Source organism: Chimaeribacter californicus, assembly GCF_002858675.1.
GTDB classification, from domain to species: Bacteria; Pseudomonadota; Gammaproteobacteria; order Enterobacterales; family Enterobacteriaceae; genus Chimaeribacter; species Chimaeribacter californicus.
In genome coordinates this window covers 20,746-39,706 of the sequence record NZ_PJZF01000001.1, presented here as the reverse complement: position 1 = coordinate 39,706, position 18,961 = coordinate 20,746, and the positions used below count along the sequence as shown (strand labels likewise).

Here is an 18,961-nt window from a genome sequence, read left to right as displayed (position 1 = left end):
CCTCCCCGCTATTCAGGGTGATAAATAAATTTTAACGCACAATGATTGCATAACTATTCTGTGGAAGTTAACATTTGCGGCATCAATTGCTATTCAGATTCAGCGCATGAGTATTCAACTTAACGGCATTAACTGCTTTTACGGCGCGCATCAGGCGCTGTTCGACATCACGCTCTCGTGCCCGGCCGGAGAGACGCTGGTGCTGCTCGGGCCGAGCGGTGCCGGGAAAAGCTCGCTGCTGCGGGTGCTCAACCTGCTGGAAATGCCGCGCACCGGCCAGCTCCAGATCGCCGGTAACCAGTTTGATTTTTCCCACGCACCGGGCGAAAAGGCGATCCGTGAGCTGCGCCAGAACGTCGGCATGGTGTTCCAGCAATACAATCTCTGGCCGCACCTGACGGTGGTCCAAAACCTGATTGAAGCGCCCTGCCGGGTGCTGGGGCTGAGCAAAGCGGACGCCATGGCGCGGGCGCAGAAACTGCTCGACCGGCTGCGGCTGAATGACTACGCCGACCGCTTCCCGCTGCACCTTTCCGGCGGCCAGCAGCAGCGGGTGGCAATCGCCCGTGCGCTGATGATGGAGCCGCAGGTGCTGCTGTTTGACGAGCCGACCGCCGCCCTTGACCCGGCAATTACCGCACAAGTCGTGAATATCATCCGTGAACTGGCCGGCACCGGCATCACGCAGGTGATCGTGACCCACGAGGTGGAAGTGGCACGCAAGACCGCCAGCCGCGTGGTGTACATGGAGAATGGCCGCATCGTGGAACAGGGTGATGCCGGCCGCTTTACACAGCCGCAAACCAGTGCGTTTGCCAGCTATCTTTCCCATTAGGATTGTCCGGAGTTTGCCATGAAAAACGTCTTATTCGCCGCGGTACTCGCGGGCCTCAGCCTCTCTGCCACTGCGGCGGACAACATCCGCTTTGCCACGGAAGCCTCCTACCCGCCGTTTGAGTTCATGGATGCCAACAACACCATGCAGGGTTTTGATATCGATCTGGCGAAAGCGCTCTGCCAGCAGATGCAGGCGAACTGCACCTTCACCAACCAGGCGTTTGACAGCCTGATCCCAAGCCTGAAATTCCGCCGGTTTGACGCGGTGATCTCCGGCATGGACATCACGCCGGAACGGCTGAAACAGGTGGCGTTCACCAAACCCTATTATGACAATTCTGCATTATTCATCGCCCAGAAAGGCAAGTTCACTGACCTCGCGTCCCTGAAAGGTAAGCGCGTAGGTATGCAGAACGGCTCGACCCACCAGAAGTTCCTGACCGAGAAACACCCGGAGATCACCCCGGTGCCGTATGACAGCTACCAGAATGCGGTGCTGGACCTGAAAAACGGCCGCCTTGACGCGGTATTCGGTGACACGGCGGTAGTGAATGAGTGGCTGAAGCAGAACCCGAACCTGAGCGCCGTGGGCGATAAAGTCACCGACGCCGCCTACTTCGGTACCGGCCTCGGCATCGCCGTGCGCCAGCAGAACAGCGAGTTGCTGACCAAACTGGATGCCGCGCTGGCGAAAGTGAAACAGGACGGCACTTACCAGACCCTCTACCAGAAATGGTTCACGCAGTAATCTGCCGCGATGACTGAATTCCAACCGTTACTCAGTGCCGCCGGGATGACCGTCGGCCTGGCACTTTGCGCGCTGCTGCTTGGGCTGGCGCTGGCGATGCTGTTTGCCGTCTGGGAATCGGCCCGCTGGCGCGTGGTCGGCTGGCTCGGCACCGGGCTGGTGACGCTGCTGCGCGGGCTGCCGGAAATCCTGGTGGTGCTGTTTATCTACTTCGGCTCCTCGCAGCTGCTGCTGATGCTGTCAGACGGCTTCACGCTCAATCTCTTGCTGTTCCAGGTGCCGGTGCAGTTACCGATTGAGAACTTTGAGGTCAGCCCGTTCCTGTGCGGGGTGGTGGCACTGGCGCTGCTCTATGCTGCCTATGCCTCGCAAACGCTGCGCGGCGCGCTGAAAGCGGTACCGCACGGCCAGCGGGAGTCGGGGCAGGCGCTCGGCATGAGCAAGTCTGCGATCTTCTTCCGGCTGGTGATGCCGCAGATGTGGCGGCACGCGCTGCCCGGCCTCGGCAACCAGTGGCTGGTGCTGCTCAAAGACACGGCGCTGGTGTCGCTTATCAGCGTCAATGACCTGATGTTGCAGACCAAAAGCATCGCCACCCGCACCCAGGAGCCGTTCAACTGGTACCTGATTGCCGCGGCGATCTACCTGATTGTGACCCTGTTCAGCCAGTTTATCCTGCGGCGCATTGAACAACGCACCACCCGTTTTGAGCAGAGGCCGCAATAATGCTTGAGTATTTACCTGAGATCCTCAAGGGCCTGCACACCAGCCTGACGCTCACGGTGGCCTCCCTGATTGCCGCCCTGGTGCTCTCGTTGCTGTTTACCCTGGTGCTGTCGCTGAAAACCGCGGTGTTAAGCCCGCTGGTGCGGGTCTACATCACGCTGTTCACCGGCACGCCGCTGCTGGTGCAGATTTTCCTGATCTACTACGGGCCGGGGCAGTTCCCTTCCATCCAGCACTATCCGTGGCTCTGGAACCTGCTCTCCCAGCCGTGGCTCTGCGCGGTGCTGGCGTTGTCACTCAATAGCGCGGCCTACACCACCCAGCTGTTTTACGGTGCGGTGCGGGCGATCCCGGCCGGGCAGTGGCAGTCCTGCGAGGCGCTGGGCATGTCGAAGATGCAATCGCTGCGTATTCTGCTGCCGTTTGCCTTCAAGCGCGCCCTCTCTTCCTACTCCAACGAAGTGGTGCTGGTGTTTAAAAGCACGTCGCTTGCCTACACCATTACGCTGATGGAAGTGATGGGCCACAGCCAGCTGCTGTATGGCCGCACCTATGATGTGATGGTGTTTGGCGCGGCGGGGATTGTTTACCTCTGTGTGAACGGCCTGCTGACGCTGCTGATGCGGCTGGTGGAACGCCGGGCGCTGCGGTTCGAACAGCGCAATTAACTCCCCAGGGGCGACCGGTTCGCCCCTTTTTTCTGTCCGTTATTCCCCCTGCACAAAATCCCGCCGGCTGGTTAATTTTTTAAGCAAATTTATTGCATAATAATTCAATTAATGTCAGCGTAAGGGCTCTCCCGTCAGGCGTATTCCGGCACGTTCCGCCCGCTTTCGCCCTGCCCTGCGGGAACCCAACAGACAACAATAAGGAATGCCACCATGAAAAAGTTATTGCTTGCCGCCCTGCTTTCCGGCGTGGCCTTTACCGCCGGCGCGGCTGATACCATCCGTTTTGCGGCGTCTGCGACCTATCCGCCGTTTGAGTCTATGGATGCCAATAACCAGATTGTCGGGTTTGACATCGATCTGGCGAATGCACTGTGCAAACAGTTGCAGGCCAGCTGCACCTTCACCAACCAGGCGTTTGACAGCCTGATCCCGGCGCTGAAATTCAAGCGTTTCGACGCGGTGATCTCCGGCATGGACATTACCCCGGAGCGCCAGAAGCAGGTGGCGTTCACAGCGCCTTACTACGCCAACTCGGCGGTGGTGATTGCAGCGAAGGGCAAATACAAGACGCTGGCAGACCTGAAGGGCAAGCGTGTCGGCATGGAAAACGGCACCACGCACCAGAAATACCTGCAGGAGAAGCATCCGGAAATCACCACCGTGGCCTATGACAGCTACCAGAATGCGATCCTTGACCTGAAAAACGGCCGTCTGGATGGGGTATTCGGCGACACCGCCGTAGTGAACGAGTGGCTGAAAAATAACCCGAACCTGGCGGCCGTGGGCGAGCACATCACCGACCCGCAATACTTCGGTATTGGCCTCGGCATCGCGGTGCGCCCGGATAACACCGCGCTACTGGAAAAACTGAACGGTGCTCTGACCGCCATCAAAGCGGACGGCACCTACAAAGCCATCAACGACAAGTGGTTCCCGCAGTAATGTTTCGTTCCCCTGCTCCGGCAGGGGAATCTTCGTTGTTTCCCCTTTCCCTGTTCTGCCTTTCCCAGTCTCTGCGTCACGGTTAAAGATGCGCGATATCTCTCATTTTCAGATTTTGATTACACTCATTTCATTAATAGTGTGACAACCATCACATTGCAATCCTTTGCGGCTCCCTATATTGGTCAACCGAACTTTGTCATGAGATGGACTGACTATGCATGCACGATTTCATACCGCGTTTTCCGCGCTCTCTATAGAGCTTGCTACGGCCCTGGAGCCCCTGCTGCGCCATGATGATTTTCCGGCGTTCCTGACTGCGGCCGACGTAGACAAACTGGCACAGGAAAGCGGCATGGATGAAGATGCGCTGGCCTTTGCGCTGCTGCCGCTGGCCGCCGCCTGCGCCCTGACGCCGGTGTCACACTTTCTGGTCGGGGCGATTGCCCGCGGCATCAGCGGCAACTGGTATTTCGGTGCCAACATGGAGTTCGCCGGTACGCCGCTGCAACAAACGGTACACGCGGAGCAGTCGGCAGTGACCCACGCCTGGCTGCGCGGGGAGCGCGAGCTGACCGCCATTACGGTGAACTACACGCCCTGCGGCCACTGTCGCCAGTTTATGAATGAGCTGAACAGCGGCACCGATTTAACCATCCATCTGCCGGGCCGCGCCGCCGCCCGGCTGGGCCACTATTTGCCGGATGCCTTTGGCCCGCGCGATCTGGCGATCACCACCCTGCTGATGGATCAGGTCGATCACGGCTACAGCGCCGAAGGTGACGCGCTGGTGAAGTATGCGTTGACCGCCATTAACCAGAGCCACGCGCCGTACAGCCACTCCCACAGCGGCATTGCACTGGAAGGCAGCGACGGGCGCATTTTCCCCGGCCGCTACGCAGAGAACGCCGCGTTCAACCCAAGCCTGCCGCCGTTGCAGGCAGCCCTGAACCTGATGAATCTGGCCGGTGGTGACTGCAACGCCATCACCCGCGCGGTGCTGATTGAGCGCCGCGACGCGCTGCTGACCCAGGCAGATGCCACCCGCGCCACCCTGGCCGCGCTCGGCTGCACGGATCTCACGGTAGTACACGTCTGACCCCCTGCCCGGCCATTCCCCGGCCGGGCTTCTTCCCCGCTGCTCTCCTCTTCCCCGGCTCTCTTTCGCTGTCTACTGTGCGTTTTCTGTTAAAAAGCACAACCTGTTGTAAGTTAATTCCCTGATTGCGGATTTTTTGTCAAACACTGATAACAATTGCTGTACATATCAGCATTATCTTTTAGGATCAGCGCAGAAATTTCTTACCTCAGACCGTGAAGAGTAGATCAATGGAACTTGAATACGAGAGCAAACGCCCCCTTTACATCCCTTATGCCGGCCCGATTCTGCTTGAATTCCCGCTGCTGAATAAAGGCAGCGCCTTTACCGAGGACGAGCGCACCCACTTCAACCTGCACGGTCTGTTGCCGGAAGCGGTAGAAACCATTGAAGAGCAGGCCGAGCGCGCCTGGCGGCAGTTCCAGGATTTCAAAACCGATATTGATAAGCACATCTACCTGCGCAATATCCAGGACACCAACGAAACCCTGTTCTACCGCCTGCTGGATACCCACCTGAGCGAGATGATGCCGATCATCTACACCCCGACGGTTGGGGAAGCCTGTGAGCACTTCTCCGACATCTATCGCCGGGCGCGCGGCATTTTCCTCTCCTACCCGAACCGCGACCACATCGACGACATGCTGCAAAACGCCACCAAGCAGAATGTGAAAGTGATCGTGGTAACCGACGGCGAGCGCATCCTGGGGCTGGGCGATCAGGGCATCGGCGGTATGGGCATCCCGATCGGCAAGCTGTCGCTGTACACCGCCTGCGGCGGCATCAGCCCGGCCTACACCCTGCCGGTGGTGCTGGATGTCGGCACCAATAACCCGCAGCGCCTGAACGACCCGCTCTACATGGGCTGGCGTCACCCGCGCATCACCGGCGAGGAGTACAGCGAGTTTGTGGATATGTTCATCCAGGCGGTGAAACGCCGCTGGCCGAGCGTGCTGTTGCAGTTTGAGGACTTCGCGCAGGCCAACGCCACGCCGCTGCTGAACCGCTACCGTGATGAGATCTGCTGCTTCAACGATGACATCCAGGGCACCGCCGCCGTGACCCTCGGCAGCCTGATCGCCGCCAGCCGCGCCGCTGGCTGCCGCCTGCGCGACCAGACCGTCGCTTTCCTGGGTGCCGGTTCGGCCGGTTGCGGCATCGCCGAGCAGATCATCGCCCAGATGAAATCGGAAGGGCTGAGTGAAGACGAGGCGCGCGCCAAAGTCTTTATGATCGACCGTTTCGGCCTGTTGACCGACAAACTGCCGAACCTGCTGGAGTTCCAGGCTAAGCTGATTCAGAAAAGCGAGAACCTGGCGGAGTGGGACGTTAACAGTGATTCCATTTCACTGATGGATGCGGTGCGTAACGCCAAGCCGACCATTCTGATTGGCGTTTCCGGCCAGCCGGGGCTGTTCACGGAAGAGATCATCCGCGAGATGCACCGCCACTGCGCGCGCCCGATTGTGATGCCGCTCTCCAACCCGACCTCCCGTGTGGAAGCGCGCCCGGAAGATATCCTGAAATGGACTGACGGCGCGGCGCTGGTGGCCACCGGCAGCCCGTTTGCGCCGGTGCATTACAAAGATCAGGTCTACCCGATCGCCCAGTGCAACAACTCCTACATCTTCCCCGGCATCGGGCTGGGCGTGCTCGCCTCCGGTGCCACCCGCGTCACCGACAGCATGCTGATGGCCGCCAGCCGGGCGCTGGCCGACTGCTCACCGCTGGCAACCGAGGGTGAAGGCTCGCTGCTGCCGGACGTCAATGACATCCAGGGCGTCTCCAAAGTGATCGCCATGGAAGTAGGCAAAGCGGCGCAACTGCACGGCGTGGCGATGGTCACCTCTGAAGATGCGCTGTCGAAGGCGATTGAGCACAACTTCTGGCAACCGCAGTACCGCAGCTACAAACGCACCTCCTTCTGAGGCGCGGCACACCACACCGGCAAGGGGTTCCCCCCTTGCCTTTTTTATGCCCGTTACCTGCCCAACCTGATGAAAAACCCAGCGAAACATGCGCAGAAACGGGACATGCCTTGCGTCAGGCAAACAGGTAAAGTAGCCTTGGAACCCCTACCTTTCCTCATCCCTTAAAGGCAAAGCCATGTGGAAACGCCTGATAGCCAGCTTTTTACTCATCGTGATGGCGATGGGTGTGGCGGCTATTGCACTGGATCGCTGGGTGAGCTGGAAAACTGCCGGCTACATCTATGAAGATGTGCAGGCGCTGCCGCACCGGCAGGTCGGCGTGGTATTGGGTACCGCCAAGTACTACCGCACCGGCGTGATTAACCAGTACTACCTCTATCGGATCCAGGGCGCGATCAACGCCTATAACAGCGGCAAAGTGAAATACCTGCTGCTGAGCGGCGACAACGCTCAGCAGAGTTATAACGAGCCGATGACCATGCGCCGTGACCTGATGGCTGCCGGCATCCCGGCCAGTGACATTGTGCTCGACTACGCCGGGTTCCGCACGCTGGACTCGATTGTCCGCACCCGCAAAGTGTTCGACACCAACGACTTTATCGTGATTACCCAGCGCTTCCACTGTGAGCGCGCGCTGTTTATCGCGCTGCATATGGGGATTCAGGCGCAGTGCTACGCGGTGCCGTCGCCGAAAAACATGCTCACGGTACGGGTGCGCGAGATTTTCGCCCGCCTCGGTGCCCTCAGCGACCTCTACCTGCTCAAGCGCGAGCCGCGTTTCCTTGGCCCGCTGATCCCGATCCCGGCGGTACATGCCATCCCGGACGACGCGCAGGGCTACCCGGCCGTGACGCCGGAACAGTTGCTGGCGCTGCAACAGCGGCTGGCGCAGGAGAAACAGCAGGAGCAGGAGAAACAGCAGGCGCTGGAACGGGCAAAACAGCAGCGTGAGGCAGAGCAGAAGCAGGCTGAGGAGCAGGCGGCGCAAGAGAAAGCCGCACAAGAGAAAGCCGCAGAAGAGAAAGCGGCCCAGGAAAAAGCCGCGCAGGAAGCCGCCGCACAGCCGCCGCACCCCGGCCACCTGTTGCCGCCGCCGGAGGCCCCGCCCGCCCCGCTTCCCTGAACCGCAGACGCAAAAAAGGGCGACCGGTGTCGCCCTTTTTTTGGTGCTGAGTCTGGTGCCGGTTACTTCTTCTTCGCGTATTTCAGCGAGTCCAGCGCCACGGCAAAGATAATGATGCCGCCCTTGATGATGTACTGCCAGTATGGGTTCACGCCGATGTAGGTCAGCCCGTAGTTGATCACGGTAAAGATGATCACCCCGGTTACCACACCGGCCACGGTACCTACGCCACCGGCGAACGACACGCCGCCCACCACGCAGGCCGCAATCGCATCCAGTTCATACATAAAGCCGAGGTTGTTGGTGGCGCTGCCGATACGGCCCGCTTCCAGCAACCCGCCGAACGCATAGAACACACCGGAGAGCGCATAGATCATGATCAGGTTCAGCGGCACGTTAACGCCGGAGACTTTGGCCGCTTCCGGGTTACCGCCGATGGCGAAGATGTTTTTGCCGAAGCGGGTTTTGTTCCACAGCACCCAGACGAACAGGATGGCGATCACCGCGTAGAAGGTGATGTAGGAGAGCTTGAAGCCGCCCAGGCGGATAAAGCCCTGCGCAAAGGTCGAGAACCCGGCGTCAAACCCGGCAATCGGCGAGGCGCCCACGAAATCGTAATAGAGCGAGTTGATGCCGTACACGATGATCATGGTGCCGAGGGTGGTGATAAACGGCGTCACGTTAAGGTAGGCGATGATGATGCCGTTGAGCAGGCCAATCAGCGCGCCCACCACACACACCGTGAGGATCACCAGCGGAATCGGAATGGTGTCGATGTTTGGGAACACCTTGTTGACGTTGTCCATCGCCTGCAGCATGGTGGCCGCCACCACCGCCGCCAACCCGACCTGACGGCCGGCAGAGAGGTCAGTGCCCTGGGTCACAATCAGCCCGGCCACCCCCAGCGCGATAATAATACGCACCGACGATTGGGTCAGAATGTTACTCAGGTTCATCAGGCTTAAAAAGGTCGGATCCTGGAAAATAATAATTGCCAGCAGCACCAGCAATACCACATAAATCCCGCCCTCTTTGAGATAAGTGAGCATACTTTTCTTATTTAACGCAGTCATAATAAGAACCTTCAACAAGATTAGAGGTGCAAGGAGGCAAGACGTAATATTTCGTTCTGCGACGTTTCTTTGGTATTCACAATGCCTGCCACCTGGCCATTGCTCATTACCAGGATACGGTCGGTAATTCCCAGTAATTCCGGCATTTCAGAAGAGATAATAATGATGCCCTTCTCCTTTTTCGCCAGTTCGGTAATCAGCTGGTAAATTTCAAATTTGGCCCCGACATCAATACCGCGCGTCGGCTCATCCAGCATTAATATTTCCGGCTGGGTCAGCAGCCAGCGGCCGATAATGACTTTCTGCTGGTTACCGCCAGAGAGCGAGCCGATATTGGTGTGGTGACCGGGGGTTTTTACCCGCATCGAATCGATCACCCACTGGGTATCACTCTTCATCCGGCTGTTATCCAGCAGGCCGAACTTGTTTTTATAATTGCGGATATTAGAGATCAGCGAGTTAAAACCGATGTCCAGGTAGGCGTAAATGCCGGTGGAGCGGCGCTCCTCGGTCACCAGCGCGAAACCGTGGTTAATCGCCTCGTTGGCGCTGTGGTTGTTGATCGCTTTGCCGTGCAGTTTGATGGTACCGCTCACCTTTTCGCGGATGCCGAACAGCGTCTCCACGATGTCAGTACGCTTGGCACCCACCAGCCCGGCAATGCCGAGGATCTCGCCCTTATGCAGGTCAAACGACACATCCCGGATCGACGGCTGGCGCAGTGACGTCAGGTTTTTGACCTCAAGAATCACCTCTCCCGGTGTATTCATGCGGTCAGGGAAACGCTGGCTCAGGGAGCGCCCTACCATCATCGAGATAATCTGATCCATCGTCATGCCTTCCAGCGGCTGGGTCGCGATCCACTGGCCGTCACGCAGGATGGTGATTTCATCACACAGCTGGAAAATCTCTTCCATCTTGTGGGAGATATAAACGATGCCGCAGCCGCGTTCTTTCAGCTTACGGATAATGGTGAACAGGTGGTTCACCTCTTTTTCCGTCAGTGACGAGGTCGGCTCATCCATAATGACGATCTTGGCATCGTAAGAGAATGCCTTGGCAATTTCGATCATCTGCATCTGGGACACAGAAAGCCGGGCGACTTTATCGCGCGGGTCGATATTAATATCCAGTTCGTCAAAAATGGCTTTGGTATCGTTATACATTTTCTCCTGGTCAACAAACATGCCTTTGGTGGGATAACGGCCAAGCCACATGTTATCCATCACCGTGCGTTGCAGAACCAGGTTTAATTCCTGATGCACCATCGACACGCCTTTTTCCAGCGCCTCTTTGGAGCTTTTAAAATCGATTTCTTGCCCCTGAAAAAGAATACTTCCGGCATCTTTGCTGTAAATGCCAAACAGGCACTTCAATAACGTTGATTTGCCTGCGCCATTCTCGCCCATTAATGCGTGAATGGAGTGGGGGCGGACTTTTAAATTCACGTTATCCAATGCTTTTACGCCTGGAAATGACTTCGAGATATTGGTCATCTCCAACAACCACTCGCGTGATTGTCCCGTCGTGTTATCGGCCATAATTACACCTGGCTAGAATAAGGAGTCTGCATTCGGGGTGCCGCTGGCCCGGCCACCGGAAAAACCGGTCACCTGGTGTGCAGCATCCTGATAAGGCGGACGCTGCCGGCCATCCTGACCGGCAGCGGGTATACCCTGTTGGTCACCGTTAAACTAAACGGGGGTCGTGCGTATTACTTACCGATAAATTGTGCCAGGTTATCCTGGTCTACGCCGACGTAAGGGATACGTACGACTTTATTATCGATCTTCCAGTTGGTGCCCTCGGCTGCCGGTTTCCCTTCGGCCAGATTCTTCGCAAGCTGGAAGGTTGCTTTCGCCTGGTTATTGGCATCGTTCAATACTGTCCCGGCCATGGCGCCGGATTTCACCATCGCTAGCGCTTCCGGCAGGGCGTCAACGCCGAACACCGGGAGTTTGGACTTGTTATGCGCCTTCAGCGCTTCCACGGCACCCATCGCCATGGCGTCGTTGTTGGCGATCACCACTTCGATCTTGTCGGCGTTCGGGCCGGAGAGCCAGGCGTCCATCTTGTCTTTCGCCTGGGCGGTGTCCCACATTGCGGTATCAAGCTGCAGCTGCTGGGTCTTGATGCCGTCTTTGCCGTTCAGGGTATCCACCACATATTTGGTACGTGCTTCGGCGTCCGGGTGGCCCGGCTCCCCTTTCAGCAGCACAAACTGGATGGTGCCGTCTTTGTTCAGGTCCCATTCCGGGTGAGCTTTCCAGTGCTTGGCAATCAGCTCGCCCTGGATAATGCCGGACTCTTTGGAGTCGGTGCCGACGTAGTAAACCTTGTCATAGCTGTCGAGCGCTTTGCGGCTCGGCTCTTTGTTGTAGAACACCACCGGCACGTCGTTGCCGCGTGCTTTGTCGATCACCACCGGTGCCGCCGCCGGGTCAACCAGGTTGATTGCCAGGGCTTTGACGCCCTTGGCCAGCAGCACGTCGATCTGGTCATTCTGTTTGGACTGGTCGTTCTGCGAGTCATTCATCAGCAGTTCGATATCCGAGGAGGATTTGGCTTCTTTCTCAATCGCCTTACGCACCACGGACATAAAGTTGTCATCGTATTTGTAAATGGTGACGCCGATACGGGTGTCTGCGTGTGCTGCAGTACCAAACAGCATGGCTGCCGCCAGCGTGGCCAGGGTAAAAACCTTCTTATTCATTTTTTCTCTCCGGTTTATGTAGGGTACGACCAGGTAGTGCCGTCCTGCCGGTGTGCGGCGGGGAATAACCGTCCTCCTTGACCCTGCTGCTCCTGCGTTCGCTGTGGTGTCTCTGCGTCCGGCAGACGCGGCAGGAAAGCTGTCAGGAGCACCAAAGAAGGATCACGCCTTGACACATCCTGACAGAAAACGCTCGCATCATAATCGCTGCATTGTTAATAAACTGTGAATGCCTTCACACTTTGAAAACGGTTACACAACTGAAACATCACAGTCCGTGACCACCCCCGCATTTCAGCCCGCTGCCACTGAATGGCGGCGCACCAGCGTCGGCATAAAACAGTGGCTTACGCCGCTCTCCAGCGTGTTCGCCGCGCCTTTCAGCGCCAGCTCGGTGGCCAGCGTCGCCATAGAAATAATCGGGTAGCGCACGGTGGTCAGCTTTGGGCTGGTGTAACGGGCGATCGGGATATCATCAAACCCCACCAGCGAGCAGTGCTGCGGCACCGTGATACCGTTTTCTTTCAGCACCGCCAGCGCCCCGGCCGCCATGGCGTCGTTATAGGCGAAAATCGCCGTAAGGTGCTGATTGCGCCCAAGTAACTCCACCATTGCCGCTTCACCGCCCTGCAAGTCCGGCGAGGCGGCGGCGTACCAGGCGTCCGGCACGGCCAGCCCGGCTTCCGCCATCGCCTGGCGGTACCCCTGCCGCCGCTGCACTTCATCCTCAATCGGGTGGCTGGAGCCGACATAACCGATGCGCTGGTGGCCGTTGCTCAGCAGCAGGCGGGTCGCCATGTGCGCCCCGCTGACGTTATCCAGCCCCACGCAGCGGTGCTCAAACCCGGCGATGATGCGGTTAATCAGCACCATGCCGGGGATCTGGTTTAAGAAGTCAATCAGCTCATCGTCACTCAGCGCTTTGGCGTGCACAATCAGTGCGTTACAGCGCTGGCGGATCAGCACCTCAATCGCGTGGCGCTCTTTTTCCGCCTGGTGGTAACTGTTGCCGATCAGCACATATTTGTGGTTTTGCTGTGCCACGGTGTCCACCGCTTTCACCAGTGCGCCGAAAAAGGGATCGGAGACATCCATCACCACCACGCCGATGGTGTCGCTGGTCTGGGTAGCGAGCGCCTGCGCATTGGCATTGGGCCGGTAGCCCAGCTCTGACACCGCTTTCAGCACCAGTTCCCGCGTCTCTTTGCTGGCGATGGCGGAATTGTTCAGCACGCGGGATACCGTCGCCACCGAGACCCCGGCGCGCTTTGCCACATCACGGATGGTGATCATAAGCGGCTCCGGGCAAAGGGGCGCGGCAGGCGCAGGCACGCCCTGGTCTGGTCAAAAACAGAGGTAAAAAGGCAAAAGGAGCAACCATGTGAAGTCCTGTTATCAGGTTATTAAGCGGCATTCACTGCACGCCGCTATCCTAACGGGTTTGCCTGAGGGTCAGCGTGAAATGCGTCACAGGAAAGAAAACGTTTTCACACGAAAACTATATTTCTTCACAATATTGCAACGTTTGGCGGGAGATGATGCGGCCAGTTGGCCTGAAGAGAGGGAATGTCAGCGCGATACGCGCCCCCAGCGGGGCGCGTATCAGGGTTTAGCGGCTTCCACCGGCCGGCCGGCTGCCAGGGCGGTCAGCCGCCGCCATACCCGCTCCATCGGCCCCTGGGTGAAGAAGCGCAGCCAGAGCAGGGAAAACAGCAGGTTGACCAGCCACACCAGCGGCACAATCGCCAGCAGTTGCAGGCGGCCGAACTGGTCATACAGGCCGAAGGTATAGAACAGCGTGTTGCAGATCAGGGTTTGCAGCAGGTAGTTGCTCAGCGCCATGCGGCCAATCTTCGCCAGCCAGCCGGCTACGCGCCAGCGGGACAGCGTCGGCCAGAAGCCGTAAATCAGCGCCAGATAGCCGATGGATTGCAGCGCCGCGCCCACTTCACGCGGGGCCTGCAACAGGAAGCCGCTCCAGCGGTAGTCCCAGCCCAGGTGCCATTGCATCACCACCGACGGGATCTGAACGAGCCATGAAAGCGTTATCAGCCACAGCGCCAGTTTACGGTAGTGGCGCAGGCTGAACTCGCCGCGCAGCCAGCCGCTGCGCATCAGCCCGGCGCCGAACAGCATCGCGCCTGCCAGCTCCCAGCCATACTGCGCACCCACCGAAAGCAGCGTTGAGGAGAGCATGTCCAGCCGGTTTTGCCACGCCTCCTGCCCGCCCTGTAACTTCCAGAACGCCTCATACTGCAACGACGCGGGGCCGGGCTGCCAGAAATCGCCGGGGTTGGGGTTGGTCATAAAGGCAAACATCACCAAAATCCCCACCCCCAAGAAAAACAGCAATGCCCCGGTCATCAGCAGTGTGCGGGTGCCGGTCGCCTCCCGGATCAACCGCCAGCAGACCAGGCCGATCAACCCATATGAGAGCAGGATGTCGCCGTCCCAGAGAAAAATCGCGTGCAGCAGCCCGAACAGCAGCAGCCAGGAGAGCCGCGCCTGGATCCAGCGTTTGCCGCGCGGCAGCAGTAGCTGTAACCCGGCACCAAACAGCAGCGCGAACATGGTGAGGAATTTGGCCTGCGCCAGCACGTCCATGATGGCCCAGGTCCAGGCATCAGCCGTGGAGGGCAGCCCATGGTAGGCCGGGTTAAGGTAGGCGGCTTTCGGCAGGCCGAAGGCGTTGATATTGAGCAGTAAAATGCCGAGGATGGCTATCCCGCGGGCGCAATCCAGCGTAGCAATGCGTTGGCGCATAGGTCATAACATCCTGCGAGTCGGGCAGCACCAGGCGGTGCTGCCAATAACAAAAGCGGATCAGACGTGGCGGACGGCGCGCAGGAACTCCTGGCGGGTGTTCTGGCTGGACTTGAACAGACCGCCCAGCGAAGTGGTGGTGGTGGCGCTGGTCGCATCACGGATGCCGCGTGCTTTCACGCAATAATGTACTGCATCAATGGATACCGCAACGTTATTGGTGCCGAGCAGGGTTTGCAGCGCCACCAGAATTTGCTGGGTCAGGCGCTCCTGCACCTGCGGCCGCTGGGCAAAGAACTGCACAATGCGGTTGATTTTCGACAGGCCAATCACCCCGTCTTTTGGGATATACGCCACGGTCGCTTTGCCGTCGATGGTGACAAAGTGGTGCTCACAGGTGCTGGTCAGGGTGATGTCACGCACGGTCACCATTTCATCCACCTTCATCTTGTTCTCGATGATGGTGATCTTGGGGAAGTTGCCGTAATCCAGCCCGGAGAAGATCTCATCAACATACATCTTGGCGATGCGCAGCGGCGTTTCGGCCAGGCTGTCGTCAGTGAGGTCAAGGTTCAGCAACTGCATGATGCTGGTCATGTGCTCCTGGATGTGACGGGTGCGCGTCTCCCTGTCGAGCATAGGTTCTGGTCTCAAAGGGGTTTCCAGGCCGCGCGCCATCAGCGCTTCATGAACCAATGCGGCTTCTTTACTCAGCGTTGCCATTTCTCTTCTCCTGCGGGTATTACGATTCTGACGCCGATTCACGCCAAAATTGGGTGCCTCACTGTAGTGGAGAGCGCCCCGATTATCCAGTGATTACGTTTCATGATTGATGAAATAGCCGCAAGTTATTGACTACAGCAATAGGTACACCCTGCCCCGTTTACGAACGCACCGCCTCAGGCTGGGCGCGGCCCGGCAGCACCAGCCCGCCGGCCACGATCAGCGCCAGCACCGCCACATAGAGCGCCGGTTCCAGCCGGTGGGTCAGCGCCGTGGAGAGCGCCGAGAGCACCGGCCCCACCAGTTGCCCGACGGCGTACCCGGTGGTCAGCAGCCCGGCCAGATAGCGCGCATGGTGCGGTGCCAGTTCCCGGCCATACTGCAACGCGAGCTGCACCACGCAGAGGAAACCGCCGCCGGTCAGCAGCGCCCCCACCGCCAGCCCGGCGATGCCCGGCAGCCACTCTGCCCCCAGCACGCCCAGCGCCTGTATCCACAGCACAATGGCGAGCCGGATGCGGGTCGTCAGCCAGCCGCGCGTCAGAATGCCGAGCACAATCCCCGCCACTGCCGCGCCGCCAAACACCGGCCAGAGTAACTGGGCCATCAGGCTGTCCGGGAAGCGGCTGTGCGCCATCTGCGAGAAGAACGTCGCGGGCAGGATGTAACCAAACCCGGCCAGGCTGTAGCTCCACACCAGCCGCCGCAGCGCCGGGGTCAGCGGCAGCGGGGCCGGGGCGGTTGCCGGTCGGTGCAGCTCGCCTTTGCGCGGCAGGTTCATGCTGATCGTCGCCAGCAGCAGCAGCGCCAGCCCTCCATACAGCAGCCAGCCCTGCGCGGAGGAGAGATGATATGCATTGATCACCAGCGCCAGCAGCCCGCTCAACAGAATGCCCATGCCCGGCCCGGCAAACACCGCCGCGCTGAGGCCGGGGCGGCCGTGGTGCGCCAGTTGTTCATTGCACCACGCGGCCACCAGCACCAGCGCCCAGCCGCTCGCCATGCCGAGCAGGAAACGCACCGCGCAGTGCAGCACTTCGCCACCCACCACCGCTGACAGCAGCGTCAGCACCACCGCGCCCCAGACGCCAAGCCACAGCCGCAGTTCCACATGGCGGGTGGCGCGCATCGCATCAAACGCCCCAGCCAGATAGCCCAGATAGTTAAACGCCGCCACCAGCCCCGCGCCGGTCAGGCTGAACTGGTGCTCGGCAATCATCAGCGGCACCTGCGGGGTAAACGCAAAGCGCCCAATCCCCATCGCCACCACCAGCGCCAGAAATCCACTCATTGCAATGCGTAGTGCCATCGACATGCTCCCTCAGGTCGCCCGGTTCAGGCGAATCAAGACGTTATCAAAAGGTTAACTTTTGCCCAAGCATTACCTGTTTGTAGCCGCTAATAGTCATACAGGTTAATTAGCGGTTGCCACTACTCTGCCTGACCGCTAGACTCACGGAAACTGAATAATTCAGATCACGTTATTCACAAAAAGAGAACAGTTATGGACCTCACCCAGCTCCGGATGTTTTGTTGCGTGGCCGAGACCGGTTCGCTGGCCAAAGCGGCCGAGCAACTGCACCGCGTGCCTTCCAACCTCACCACCCGCCTGCGCCAGCTGGAGCAGGAGCTGGGCACCGATCTGTTTATCCGTGAAAAACAGCGTCTGCGGCTCTCGGCGATGGGCCATAACTTTCTCGGCTATGCGGAACGCATCCTGGCGCTGAGCGACGAGGCAATGAGCCTGACCCATGCCGGTGAACCCGCCGGGCAATTTGCCCTCGGGTCGATGGAGAGCACCGCCGCCACCCGTCTGCCCGCGCTGCTGGCCGCTTACCACCAGCAGCACCCGAAAGTGGCGCTCTCCCTGGTGACCGGCACCTCCGGCGACATCATCGACAGCGTGCGCGCCGGCACCCTGGCCGCGGCGCTGGTGGACGGCCCCATAGACCATGATGACCTGAACGCCTGCATCGCCTTCCGCGAGCGGCTGGTGGTGATCTCCCCGGCCAACCGCCCGCTGGCGGCACACGGCGCGGGCGCACCGATCACGGTGTTTGTGTTTGGCCCCACCTGCTCTTACCGCCGCAAATTTTACGCCTGGCTGAAACAGGCCGGGTGGGCGGTGGGGTCGTCGCTGGAGATCCACTCCTATCACGCGATGCTGGCCTGCGTGGCCAGCGGGGCGGGCATCGCCATTCTGCCGGAGTCCGTGCTTGGGCAGTTGCCCGGCCATGAGCGCATCACGGTCAACGCCCTGCCGGACGAGGTAGCCGACACCGCCACCTGGCTTACCTGGCGGCGTGAGGCGTTCAGCCCCAACGTGCGCGCGCTGAAAGAGATCATTATTGAGCATAACCACGGCGTCATTCCGGTACTGAAACACCCGATTCCCGGTGAGTGAGATACACTTAACCAACGATTAATTATTAACCACCCAACCCGCATTAACCCGTAAAGGAGCACTACCATGGAGATGATCAAAACCCGCGCCGCCGTTGCCTGGGGGCCAGGCCAGCCACTGAAAATTGAAGAAGTGGATCTGATGCCGCCGCAGAAAGGCGAAGTGCTGGTGCGCATCGTCGCCACCGGCGTTTGCCACACCGATGCCTACACCCTGTCCGGCAAAGATCCGGAGGGCGTGTTCCCGGCGATCCTCGGCCATGAAGGCGGCGGCGTGGTGGAAGCGGTCGGCGAAGGCGTCACCAGCGTGGCGGTCGGCGACCATGTGATCCCGCTCTACACCCCGGAGTGCGGCGAATGCAAATTCTGCCGCTCCGGCAAAACCAACCTCTGCCAGGCGATCCGCACCACCCAGGGCAAAGGGCTGATGCCGGACGGCACCACCCGCTTCTTCAAAGACGGCAAGCCGATTTTCCACTACATGGGCACCTCCACCTTCTCGGAGTACACCGTGGTGCCGGAGATCTCGCTGGCAAAAATCAATAAAGAAGCTCCGCTCGAAGAAGTCTGCCTGTTGGGCTGCGGCGTCACCACCGGCATGGGCGCGGTGATGAACACCGCCAAAGTGCAAAAAGGCGACACCGTGGCGATCTTCGGCCTCGGCGGCATCGGCCTCTCGGCCATCATCGGCGCGCAGATGGCCGGGGCAGGCCGCATCATCGGCATCGACATCAACACCAGCAAGTTCGATCTGGCCCGTAAACTGGGCGCGACGGACCTGATCAACCCGAAAGATTACGACAAGCCGATTCAGGAAGTGATTGTGGAAATGACCGACGGCGGCGTGGACTTCTCCTTTGAGTGCATCGGCAACGTGAACGTAATGCGTTCCGCGCTGGAGTGCTGCCACAAGGGCTGGGGCGAATCCGTGATCATCGGCGTGGCCGGGGCCGGGGAAGAGATCTCCACCCGTCCGTTCCAGCTGGTGACCGGCCGCGTCTGGCGCGGTTCCGCCTTTGGCGGCGTTAAAGGCCGCAGCCAGTTGCCGGGCATTGTGCAGGATTACCTCGACGGGAAATTCCCGCTCAATGATTTCATCACCCACACCATGGGGCTGGACGCGATCAACGAAGCGTTTGACCTGATGCACGAAGGCAAGTCGATCCGCTCCGTTATCCATTTCAATAAATAAATAAGGCACCGCGCTGC

At 59.3% G+C, this 18,961-nt stretch carries 17 protein-coding genes; 10 read left to right on the top strand and 7 right to left on the bottom strand.

Features of this window, described 5'->3' with window-relative positions; all coding sequences use genetic code 11:
• Positions 1-106 precede the first annotated feature (106 nt).
• From artP to sanA, 8 genes are all read left to right on the top strand, one after another.
• The gene (artP, locus tag CYR55_RS00155; protein WP_101814168.1) at positions 107-835 is read left to right on the top strand and encodes an arginine ABC transporter ATP-binding protein ArtP; all 729 of its coding nucleotides are present in this window, start codon (positions 107-109) and stop codon (positions 833-835) included.
• Positions 836-853: 18 nt separating this feature from the next.
• The gene (artJ, locus tag CYR55_RS00150) at positions 854-1,585 is read left to right on the top strand and encodes an arginine ABC transporter substrate-binding protein (RefSeq protein WP_101814167.1); all 732 of its coding nucleotides are present in this window, start codon (positions 854-856) and stop codon (positions 1,583-1,585) included.
• A gap of 9 nt (positions 1,586-1,594) precedes the next feature.
• Positions 1,595-2,311: an arginine ABC transporter permease ArtQ gene (gene artQ / locus CYR55_RS00145; protein WP_101814166.1), complete on the top strand. Its 717-nt coding sequence runs from the start codon at positions 1,595-1,597 to the stop codon at positions 2,309-2,311.
• On the top strand, positions 2,311-2,979 hold the full coding sequence (artM, locus tag CYR55_RS00140) for an arginine ABC transporter permease ArtM (protein WP_101814165.1): 669 nt from the start codon (positions 2,311-2,313) through the stop codon (positions 2,977-2,979). The genes artQ and artM overlap by 1 nt, the downstream gene beginning before the upstream one ends.
• A 213-nt stretch (positions 2,980-3,192) precedes the next feature.
• Entirely contained in the window at positions 3,193-3,924 is a 732-nt protein-coding gene (locus CYR55_RS00135; RefSeq protein ID WP_101814164.1) for an arginine ABC transporter substrate-binding protein, read from the top strand.
• Positions 3,925-4,141: 217 nt separating this feature from the next.
• Positions 4,142-5,023, top strand: a complete 882-nt coding sequence (gene cdd, locus CYR55_RS00130; RefSeq protein ID WP_101814163.1) for a cytidine deaminase — start codon at positions 4,142-4,144, stop codon at positions 5,021-5,023.
• A 230-nt stretch (positions 5,024-5,253) separates the two neighbouring features.
• The gene (locus CYR55_RS00125) at positions 5,254-6,951 is read left to right on the top strand and encodes an NAD-dependent malic enzyme (protein ID WP_101814162.1); all 1,698 of its coding nucleotides are present in this window, start codon (positions 5,254-5,256) and stop codon (positions 6,949-6,951) included.
• Between the two features lie 178 nt (positions 6,952-7,129).
• Entirely contained in the window at positions 7,130-8,077 is a 948-nt protein-coding gene (sanA, locus tag CYR55_RS00120) for an outer membrane permeability protein SanA (protein WP_101814161.1), read from the top strand.
• Between the two features lie 62 nt (positions 8,078-8,139).
• On the opposite strand, the gene mglC is transcribed toward sanA, so the two are convergent.
• The 7 genes from mglC to CYR55_RS00085 all read right to left on the bottom strand — a co-directional run bounded on the left by mglC (position 8,140) and on the right by CYR55_RS00085 (position 16,658).
• The gene (gene mglC / locus CYR55_RS00115) at positions 8,140-9,150 is read right to left on the bottom strand and encodes a galactose/methyl galactoside ABC transporter permease MglC (RefSeq protein ID WP_101814160.1); all 1,011 of its coding nucleotides are present in this window, start codon (positions 9,148-9,150) and stop codon (positions 8,140-8,142) included.
• 20 nt (positions 9,151-9,170) lie between these two features.
• Positions 9,171-10,691, bottom strand: coding sequence for a galactose/methyl galactoside ABC transporter ATP-binding protein MglA (gene mglA / locus CYR55_RS00110; RefSeq protein ID WP_101814159.1), 1,521 nt, complete (start codon positions 10,689-10,691; stop codon positions 9,171-9,173).
• A 173-nt stretch (positions 10,692-10,864) separates the two neighbouring features.
• Positions 10,865-11,863, bottom strand: a complete 999-nt coding sequence (mglB, locus tag CYR55_RS00105; RefSeq protein WP_101814158.1) for a galactose/glucose ABC transporter substrate-binding protein MglB — start codon at positions 11,861-11,863, stop codon at positions 10,865-10,867.
• Positions 11,864-12,157: 294 nt separating this feature from the next.
• Positions 12,158-13,156: an HTH-type transcriptional regulator GalS gene (galS, locus tag CYR55_RS00100; protein WP_101814157.1), complete on the bottom strand. Its 999-nt coding sequence runs from the start codon at positions 13,154-13,156 to the stop codon at positions 12,158-12,160.
• A gap of 309 nt (positions 13,157-13,465) precedes the next feature.
• Positions 13,466-14,626: a DUF418 domain-containing protein YeiB gene (gene yeiB / locus CYR55_RS00095; protein ID WP_101814156.1), complete on the bottom strand. Its 1,161-nt coding sequence runs from the start codon at positions 14,624-14,626 to the stop codon at positions 13,466-13,468.
• A 60-nt stretch (positions 14,627-14,686) separates the two neighbouring features.
• Complete coding sequence (gene folE / locus CYR55_RS00090) at positions 14,687-15,349, bottom strand: GTP cyclohydrolase I FolE (RefSeq protein WP_101814155.1); 663 nt, start codon at positions 15,347-15,349, stop codon at positions 14,687-14,689.
• 160 nt (positions 15,350-15,509) lie between these two features.
• Positions 15,510-16,658 carry a YbfB/YjiJ family MFS transporter gene (locus CYR55_RS00085; RefSeq protein ID WP_101814649.1) on the bottom strand — a complete coding sequence of 383 codons (1,149 nt, stop codon included), beginning with the start codon at positions 16,656-16,658 and terminating at the stop codon, positions 15,510-15,512.
• Between the two features lie 195 nt (positions 16,659-16,853).
• Between CYR55_RS00085 and ptrR the strand changes: the two genes are divergently transcribed.
• Together ptrR and CYR55_RS00075 are read left to right on the top strand one after the other, a co-directional pair.
• Positions 16,854-17,753 carry a putrescine utilization regulator PtrR gene (ptrR, locus tag CYR55_RS00080; RefSeq protein WP_101814154.1) on the top strand — a complete coding sequence of 300 codons (900 nt, stop codon included), beginning with the start codon at positions 16,854-16,856 and terminating at the stop codon, positions 17,751-17,753.
• Between the two features lie 66 nt (positions 17,754-17,819).
• Positions 17,820-18,944, top strand: coding sequence for an S-(hydroxymethyl)glutathione dehydrogenase/class III alcohol dehydrogenase (locus CYR55_RS00075; protein WP_101814153.1), 1,125 nt, complete (start codon positions 17,820-17,822; stop codon positions 18,942-18,944).
• Positions 18,945-18,961 lie beyond the last annotated feature (17 nt).